Annotated in this window: 8 protein-coding genes; 2 read left to right on the top strand and 6 right to left on the bottom strand. The window is 60.0% G+C overall.

Annotated elements, in window-relative coordinates; translation table 11 throughout:
• The first annotated feature begins 38 nt into the window (after nt 1-38).
• On the top strand, nt 39-1256 hold the full coding sequence (locus tag NW830_RS02810) for an anion transporter (protein WP_414359180.1): 1218 nt from the start codon (nt 39-41) through the stop codon (nt 1254-1256).
• Nucleotides 1257-1259: 3 nt separating this feature from the next.
• Here the strand turns inward: NW830_RS02810 and NW830_RS02805 are convergent, their stop codons facing one another.
• The gene (locus tag NW830_RS02805) at nt 1260-1502 is read right to left on the bottom strand and encodes a hypothetical protein (protein WP_414359182.1); all 243 of its coding nucleotides are present in this window, start codon (nt 1500-1502) and stop codon (nt 1260-1262) included.
• A 160-nt stretch (nt 1503-1662) separates the two neighbouring features.
• On the opposite strand from NW830_RS02805, the gene pyk reads away from it, so the two are divergent.
• The gene (gene pyk, locus NW830_RS02800) at nt 1663-3504 is read left to right on the top strand and encodes a pyruvate kinase (RefSeq protein WP_414360019.1); all 1842 of its coding nucleotides are present in this window, start codon (nt 1663-1665) and stop codon (nt 3502-3504) included.
• 276 nt (nt 3505-3780) lie between these two features.
• On the opposite strand, the gene NW830_RS02795 is transcribed toward pyk, so the two are convergent.
• The 5 genes from NW830_RS02795 to sufC form a co-directional block, all read right to left on the bottom strand.
• Complete coding sequence (locus NW830_RS02795) at nt 3781-3981, bottom strand: hypothetical protein (protein WP_414359183.1); 201 nt, start codon at nt 3979-3981, stop codon at nt 3781-3783.
• A gap of 204 nt (nt 3982-4185) precedes the next feature.
• On the bottom strand, nt 4186-5574 hold the full coding sequence (locus NW830_RS02790; RefSeq protein ID WP_414359185.1) for a 1-acyl-sn-glycerol-3-phosphate acyltransferase: 1389 nt from the start codon (nt 5572-5574) through the stop codon (nt 4186-4188).
• A gap of 116 nt (nt 5575-5690) precedes the next feature.
• The gene (locus tag NW830_RS02785; protein ID WP_414359186.1) at nt 5691-6140 is read right to left on the bottom strand and encodes an AbrB family transcriptional regulator; all 450 of its coding nucleotides are present in this window, start codon (nt 6138-6140) and stop codon (nt 5691-5693) included.
• 360 nt (nt 6141-6500) lie between these two features.
• Nucleotides 6501-7808 (bottom strand): Fe-S cluster assembly protein SufD, encoded by a 1308-nt coding sequence (sufD, locus tag NW830_RS02780; protein WP_414359188.1) that lies wholly within the window; start codon nt 7806-7808, stop codon nt 6501-6503.
• A complete protein-coding gene (gene sufC / locus NW830_RS02775) occupies nt 7805-8578 on the bottom strand; it encodes a Fe-S cluster assembly ATPase SufC (RefSeq protein WP_414359190.1) in 774 nt (257 codons plus the stop codon). The genes sufD and sufC overlap by 4 nt, the downstream gene beginning before the upstream one ends.
• Nucleotides 8579-8580 lie beyond the last annotated feature (2 nt).

The following is an 8580-nucleotide window of genomic DNA, read 5'->3' as shown; positions in this document are numbered from 1 at the left end:
TTGGCTACGAGTTCTAGGGAGGGCTAAGAGGCTGGCAGGTGCAACAGGCACTCTCTTGGGGGGTGGTGATCCTGAGCTATATCGGGCTGGGGCTGGGATCCCTGCCCCGGCTGCGCATGAACCGGGCCACGATTGCCCTGGTGGGATCCGCTTTACTCATTGCCCTAGGAACGGTGCCGCTGCCGCAGGCCTGGGCAGCCATCGACCCAACCACAATTGTCTTTCTCCTCAGCATGATGGTGGTGAACGCCAGCTTGTCCCAGGGCGGCGCCTTCCAGTTGGCTTTGCTGGGCCTAATTCGGGTTAGCCGCAGCCCCTTTGGGCTTTTGCTCATGCTGGTGTTTGGCAGTGGGCTGCTCTCGGCCTTTCTCCTCAACGATACCCTGGCGCTGGTGTTTACCCCCCTCACGCTGCAGGTAACCACTGTGCTGGGGCTGAACCCCATTCCCTATCTCTTGGGCTTGGCGGCAGCCACCAACCTAGGGTCTGTAGCCACCCTGAGCGGCAACCCGCAGAACATTCTCATCGGCTCCTTCTCCGGAATTGGCTACCTGGAGTTTGCCGCCCAGATGACCCCGATTGCCGTGGTGGGGCTGCTGCTGGAGGTGGGGCTGCTGTGGCTCTACTACCCCGAGGTACGCTCGCTGCAGCCCTTCATCCATCAGGCGCCTTGGACGCCGCTGCGCCTCTACCCACCCCTGTTGCGCAAGAGCGTAGCCATTACAGCGGGGCTGTTTGGGGCTTTTGTGGCCGGCTTGCCCCTAGCCGAGTCGGCCCTGCTGGCGGCAGCCCTCTTGCTGATTACCCGCCGGCTGAAGCCGGAGCGGTTTTTGGGGCAGGTGGACTGGAATCTGTTGGTGATGTTCTCTGGGCTGTTTATCCTGACGCGGGCAACCCGAGAGCTGCTGGCCGGCTGGGGACCCAGCCTAGGGCCCTGGGCGGAGCAGGTGGCGGGATCCCCGTTGGCGCTGCTGGCCGCTGTTGCCCTCCTGTCCAACCTCATCTCCAACGTGCCGGCAGTGCTGCTGCTGCAGTCGCTGCTCCCGCTGCAGGGGACGACTGCCTGGCTACTCCTAGCTGCCGGCTCCACCCTAGCGGGCAACTTGACCTTGTTTGGGGCAGTGGCCAATTTAATTACCGTTGAGGCCGCAGCCAGGAAGGGGTATGTGTTAACCTTCGGGGAACACCTGCGCTTTGGTCTGCCCCTGACGCTGCTTACGCTTGGGTTTAGCGGGCTGTGGCTAAGTCAGGCCTGAGCCTTACTGGGCACCAAGGGCAGCCAGCAGCTCGTCGGCCAACAACACTGCCGTATAGACTAGGGCCTGGCGCTGCTCAGGAGACAAGTTGCCAACGGGGGTCTGGGAGTTGCTTAGGATACCTTGCAGTAGCCTGCTGGCCACGTATTCCCGTTTGGAGACGCCGGGGCTGGAGATAGTGGGGTTATCCAGGGAAAACTTTTGGTGGTGCTCGAAAGGAAAGGCGTATTCAGAAGCTACCGGCATGGCTCCACTCCCAACCCAAACTCGAGGCTGTGCTTGGCCCACTTTCCTTGACTGGGAATCCCAGAAAGCAAGGTCTCAAAAAAGACACTACGGGTTATCGTATCAAGGGGATCCCTGCGTGGGGGAGCAGTTGGGTTTGGTCTCCCCGGGAAAGATTGCCATGCACTTGAGCGAGTCTTTTCGACGCACCAAAATTGTTGCCACCCTTGGCCCCGCCAGCTCCGATCCAGCCATTCTTAGGGAAATGATCCTGCAGGGGGCAACCACCCTTCGCCTTAACTTTTCCCATGGGGATCACGAGCTCCACCGCCGCAACATCCGCCTCATCCGCCAAACCGCTATGGACCTGGGCATCCAGGTCGCCATTTTACAGGACCTGCAGGGGCCCAAAATCCGCCTGGGCAAGTTTGCTGGAGGCTCGATTACCCTCAAGAGCGGGGATCCCTTCGTGTTAACCAGTAAGCCCGTTTTGGGATCCCAGGAGCGCAGTTGGGTCACCTACGACAAGCTGGCCCAAGAGGTGCCGGAAGGAGCAACCATCCTTCTCGATGACGGTCGCGTGGAGATGCGCGTGGAGGCGGTGGATCCGGCAGCGGGGGAGCTCTTTTGCCGCACCATTGTTGGCGGCACCCTCTCCGACCACAAGGGAGTAAATTTCCCTGGGGTGCGCCTTAGCATTGGCGCCGTTACCGAAAAGGACAAAGAAGACCTCTATTTCGGCCTCAACCAAGGAGTGGACTGGGTGGCCCTCAGCTTTGTGCGGGATCCCTCGGATGTGCTGGAGGTGCGGGAGCTGATGGCTGCCGTCGGCAAGCGGGTTCCCATCATCGTCAAGATTGAAAAACACGAGGCCATCCAGCAACTGCCCCAGATCCTGGCTCTTAGCGACGGGGTGATGGTGGCGCGGGGGGATCTGGGCGTGGAGCTGCCAGCGGAAGAAGTGCCGCTTTTGCAGAAGCGGATCATTGCCATGGCCAACTGCCTGGGGATCCCGGTGATTACTGCTACCCAAATGCTGGACAGCATGGCCCACAACCCCCGCCCCACCCGGGCCGAGATTTCGGATGTAGCCAACGCCATCTTGGACGGCACCGATGCCGTTATGCTCTCCAATGAAACGGCGGTGGGCAAATATCCTGTTGAGGCGGTGGCCACCATGGCCCGCATTGCCCTGCGCATCGAACAGGACTACTTCAGCCCCCTCTACGCCGATCGCCGCCAACACCTACGTGCTCTTGCCCAGCAAGAGTTGAGCCAAAGTAGGGGCAGCTTTGCCGAGGATAACTCGCTGCGTCCCAAAACTCTCATAGCCGATTCCATTAGCCGCGCTGTGGGGGAGATTGCCGAAGAGCTGGAGGCGGTGGCCGTGATGACCCTAACCAAAACAGGGGCTACCGCTCGCAATGTCTCGCGGTTTCGCCCGCGTACCCCCATTCTGGCCGTAACACCCCATGTGGAGGTGGCGCGGCGACTGCAGTTGGTGTGGGGGGTACGGCCCCTGTTGGTTCTGGACTTGCCTACCACCCGCCAGACCCTTCAAGCTGCCATTAGCCAAGCCCAGGAAGAAGGCCTGCTCAAGGATGGGGACTTGGTGGTGCTCAGTGCCGGCACCCTACCGGGCATCTCTGGTTCCACTGACCTCATCAAGGTAGAGGTGGTGAAGGCGGTGGTAGCTAGAGGCAGAGGATTTGGCAAAGGCACTGTCAGTGGCCCAGCCCGTATCCTTCGCTCCAGCCTCGATGCCAGCAAGATTACCCCCGGCGACATCCTGGTTGCCCGTACCACCGATGCCAGCTATGTAGAGGCAATCAAGCAGGCGGCTGGAGTCATTACTGAAGAGGACGGCGTCTCCTCCCATGCAGCTGTCATTGCTCTGCGACTGGGAGTGCCCGTGCTGGTGGGGGTTAAAGATGCCACACGCCTTATCCGCGATGGGGCCATCGTTACCCTAGACCCAGAAAAAGGCACGGTGACTTCAGGAGCAGACGGCCTGGGTTTTTAAAGACGCCCATGACTTCGGCTTCGCTCCCAGCGCGTCTCTGCTTTACCAGAAGTCTGGCTTGGGCAGCAAAGAAGCATGGGCCTCTCCGACTACCGCTCAGCTCGTCTTCGGAGGTTGATGTTCCTCGAGGAAGATCCAACAAGAAACCCGACAACCCCAGCGAAAACTAGTGAAACTGGCCGAGACCCTAACCACATCAGCAGAGCTCAGAGGCCACCATCGGCACCTTGGAAACAGAGCCAGGGATAGCCCCCCTAGAAGGGGAGGGGATCCCTGTCAGCGCCGTCGAGCGCAGCGACGCAGCAACCACCTAGCGGCAGCCCGATCACCCTCATCCCAAGCTAACCGCTCCACGGCCACCATCACTATTGAGGTAATCGCCGCCTCGCTAAGACGTTGAGAACGCAGCTGCTGCACAGCTAACGTAGCGGCCTCAAGATCGCGTTTGCGAATGGCGCGGAGCAGCTCCTCAGACATAGGTGAAGGCCAGCCTGCCTGATATCCCTTGCTCCCTTTCTACCGCAAGTGCCGGGAGCTTCCCTTTTCCTTCACTTTCCTGTCAGGTAATGCAAAGATTCGTCTTGCGGGCCCAAAATGCTGCAAAAAAACCTTCTGTCCTAGTAGGGGAAGCTGGGCTAAGGGGGAGGGGCTGGCAGACCCCGTTCGCGGCGCAACCCTGAGTCAGCCAGCGGGAACAGCCGTAGGGGAGGGCAGGAGTCGCTCCATGGCCGCCTGCAGCTCCTGCGTCAGAGCTTGGATAGCTTGCCGGCGGTTGGCCTGGTAGGTGGACCAGCGCTCTGAAACTGAGAGGGGATCTCCAATGCGGAAACGGGCTAATCGCGGTCCCAGCTGAGGGGGAGGAGCACTCAGGGGATTCTGGCCTTTGATCCAAGCCAGTAGGTGCCACAGTCGCAGGGCGGTTTCAGCCAGCTCCTCCAGGCTAGGCCGCTCAGGTAGGGGACGGACAGCAAACACCATCAGGGTTTCCACCAAGCGCATGTGCCAGAGGTGGAAAGTGGCTTCAGAGGCAATGCGATTGGCCAGCCCCTTCTCTACAGCTGAGAGGGTAGCAATATTGGAAATATCTTCCCGGTAAATCCAGGACCAGCCTGCCTGTTCGAGGCGATGCCGCCGCTCGATGAAGTCTCCCTGCGGCTGTAGGCCAAAGCGCTGCTCAGCCACGCGCAGAGCCAGATCCGATAAGCTTTGTAGACGTGCCCGCAGATCCCCTCCCTCTCTCCGCTTGATCCGAATTGCAGTAGGCAAAGTAGGGGCATAGAAGCGCTCGTAAAAGCCCTCCATAATCTGAATGAGATGTTCAGCCAGGCGGAGCAAGCGGGCCATGAGAAAGCCTTGGCCAACATGGGCGGAGCGCCTGGTCGGCAGCTGGCAATCGGCCTCCATGCGGCGGAGTAACCTATCGAGGGCTGCCCGGGGATCCTTCAAGTAGTAGTAGCGGAGGCCCACCGGTAGGATCAGCACTTCCTCGGGCCGCCCCGCCTTGAGCAGATCTTCCACGGCCCAAAAGCTCAACTGGGCTACCCCCGGCTCCAGCGGGTTAAGCAGCCCACTCATGCCGTTGATTGTCCCCTCGGGTGCTACTGCCAACGGATAGGGGCCCGAGACCAGCTGCTCGCGAGAGCTCTTCAGCCCCGCCCGATCCAGACGGCCCCGCAAAATCGGGATCCCACCCAGCCGGGGCAAGCCCCAACTGGCAATGGCCCCCAGCCATAGCGGCAGGCCGCGGTCGTAGACAAACAGGACGTGGGGCCGCCGCTGGAGGCGGATCCCCTGCTGTCGGGCCAGCTGCGGCAGAAGATGGGAAAACAAGTACAGCAGGCAGGGGGGATCGTCGAGAGTGGGGTGGCGAAAGGCTACCAACAGGCGAATCTTGCCCGCCTCAAATTGCTGATAAAGCTGAGCCAACCGCTCGCCCCCATCCACCTCAACGCGCGGGATCCCTTTGGCCCAGCGCAACCAAAAAGGCAAGCCTGTTTGCACAAAACGAACTACCCACGGCGTCAATCGCGGCGGCAGAAACTGGAGGGGAGGTTGAACGGTCTGCTGCATAGGGATCCTCAGTCTAGGGGATCAGCACCTTCGGTAAACCTATGCTTTGGATCCCATCATAGGGAAGGCTAAAGAGGCACTGCTGCTCCACTGGATCCCCTCTCTTGAGAAGGCCTTCAACCTCCTGCCGCTTTTTTCCGGGAGCCCCGCGTCTTTTTGGGGGGAGCTTCTTCTGAGGTTGCGTCCTCCATGACCTGGCCGTTTAACACCTGCTTGAGGTGAATGTGCTTATAGCCCAGCTGGATCTCGAACTCATCGCCAGGCTTGAGATTCATCTGTTTGGTGTAGGCAGACCCGATGATGATCTGCCCATTTTTGTGCACGCTGACGCGAAAGGAGGGCTCGCGACCGCGCTTTTCCCGGCTAGAGCTGGGGCCGAGGCTCAGACCTTTTGCCGCCAGCACCGCATCATAAAAAGCATTTAAGTTGACGCGGAGCTTGTTGTTCTTGGTCACGGTTACGTAGCCACAGCGCTTTGCCGTTTCCCGGCGAGGCAGGTGCCCCAAAGCCTCTATCTTCTGCAATAGAGCCTTCCCGGTTAGAGGTTGTGGTGGTATATCCGACATTTTCTAATACCCTACAGCCCTCTCTAAGAGATCATAACCTCCTGACGTACTTCTGCAAGCAAAAGTTTGCGACTCCGTTCCGGGTCGTATTTCACTCTAGGGGAGAAAGGCTCTTCTCAAGGGGGCATTCAATGGATGTTCTGCCTCTGGATAAAGAGGGGTGCAAGAAGTGCTTAATCTAGCCTGGCTTCTGGAACTTCAGCAGCAGAGAGATGGGATTGATTTTGCCCAAATGGCTCAGGAAGGCCCCCTGCCGTCAGCCACAGACCGTTCCACCATAGGCAGGGCAGAGACCCGTGGCCGCGGCTATGGGCTACGGCCCCTCCTTTTGCAACGGTTAGCTGTCAATGGGAAGGCAATTTAGCCAGGCCCCAACTGCTGGGCTACCAGAGAGGGAAGCTGAGCCACAGGGATCCCCTCGAGGATTTCGGCTGCAAAGGCGTAGGTGAGCAGTTGGCGGGCTTGGGCTAGGGGGATGCCGCGGCTTTGCAGGTAGAAGATCTCCTCGGCCTCCAGTTGGCCCACGGTGGCTCCGTGGGTGCATTTGACGTTGTCGGCAAAGATCTCCAGTTGGGGCCGGGTATCCACCCGCGCTTTGGGGCTTAGGAGTAAGTTGCGGTTGGTTTGGGCTGCGTCGGTTAGTTGGGCTTCTCGACTGACGAGAATGCGCCCGCTAAAGACCGCACGGGCTGTCTCGTCGACAATGCACTTGTGCAGTTGGCGGCTGCTACCCTGGGGGGCTTGGTGCCTCAAGCGGGAGTGGGTGTCACTGTGCTGGGATCCCTTCAGCAGGGTCAGCCCCTGCAGTTGGGTGTGGGCCTGGGGCTCCACCTGGGCAATCTCCAGGTTGTGGCGGGAAAACTGGGATCCCCACTGCAGGGCCTGCAGCCGGTAGTGGCTGTGGCGACCCTGGCGCACAGCAGTTTGGCTGATGTGAAAAGCCTGGGATCCCTGCCGCTGGAAGATTACATGGTGCAGGCGGGCTCCTTCGGCCAGGGCAATCTCGGTAACGGCGTTGCCAAAGGGAATCCCTGCCCCCACCGAGACGTGATCCTCAATGAGGGTGAGGGCAGTGTTAGCCTGCAAAGTTACCAGGCAGCGGGGCTGGGCCAAAACCGCCTCTCCCTCTGGGGCCAGAGTGACCCAGAGCAGGTGCAAGGGCGGCAAAACCTCCTGCTGGGGCGGCAGCTCAATCTGGATCCCCTCAGCCAGATGGGCGGCGTTGAGGGCGCTGAAGACGTCGACCTTGGCGATGGTTTGCAACCATCCAGGGGCCGACTGGCTCAGGGGAGTAATTCGCAGGGCTGAGGGCAGGCCGCTCAAGTCAGAAAGGTGGGGAGCAAAGTAGCCGTTGACGAACACCACATAGCTGTGACGGCTCTCCGGCCACAGCCAGGGCTCCAGCACGGCCTTCTCTAGCGTTGCCTGTCCAGGGCCGGCTAGGCGAAAGGTGTGGGCCACTAGCGGCGAGAGGTCGCTGTATTTCCAGTCTTCCTCGCGGGGGGTGGGGATCCCCAGTTCCGCCAGTTGGGCGCGGGCCTGCTGTCTCAGAGGGGTATGGGGATCCTCCACCTCCGGAATTTGGCGGAGGATGTGCTCTAGAAAGGAACGGCCAAAGCGCTCAGCGCCCCCATCTCGAACCGAGGACTTGGGCACCGCAGCGCTCATCCCACCTCCTCCTTGAGCCAGTCGTAGCCCCGCTTCTCCAGCTCCAGCGCCAAGGTCTTATCGCCGCTAAGGAGAATGCGCCCCCCTTCCATCACATGCACATAGTCAGGGGTCACGTACTCCAGCAGGCGCTGGTAGTGGGTAATGAGGAGCATAGCCTTCTCAGGACCAGCCAGTTGGTTAATGCCCTGGGCAACGATGCGCAGCGCGTCGATATCCAGGCCAGAATCCGTCTCGTCCAAAATAGCCAGCGTGGGTTCCAGCACGGCCATCTGCAGGATCTCGTTGCGCTTTTTCTCACCGCCAGAAAACCCTTCGTTGACGGAGCGCTCCAAAAAAGCCGGATCCATTTTGACCAGACCCAGCTTTTGGCGCACGAAGTCATCAAACTCAAGGGGATCCATTTCCGGCTGATCCCGATATTTTTGCCGGGCGTTGTAGGCAGCGCGCAAGAAGTCCAAGTTGCTCACTCCGGGAATCTCGATGGGGTATTGAAAGGCCAAAAAGATCCCAGCCCAGGCCCGCTCCTCCGGCTCCATTTCCAAGAGGTTCTTGCCTAGATAGAGAATCTCACCTCCTGTTACCCGGTAGTCCGGGTGGCCGGCCAAGATCTTGGAGAAGGTGCTTTTCCCGGAGCCATTTGGACCCATGAGGGCGTGAATTTCACCGGCCCGGATCTCCAGGTTCACCCCCTTGAGGATAGGGGTGCCGTCGATCTCAGCCCTGAGATCGCGGACAGATAAGATGACAGGGCTGTTTTCCCGGATCATGT

It is taken from the genome of Synechococcus sp. OH30, from assembly GCF_047462175.1.
GTDB lineage: Bacteria > Cyanobacteriota > Cyanobacteriia > Thermostichales > Thermostichaceae > Thermostichus.
The sequence above is the reverse complement of the archived record's forward strand: the minus strand, read 5'-3'. Positions and strand labels throughout refer to the sequence as shown.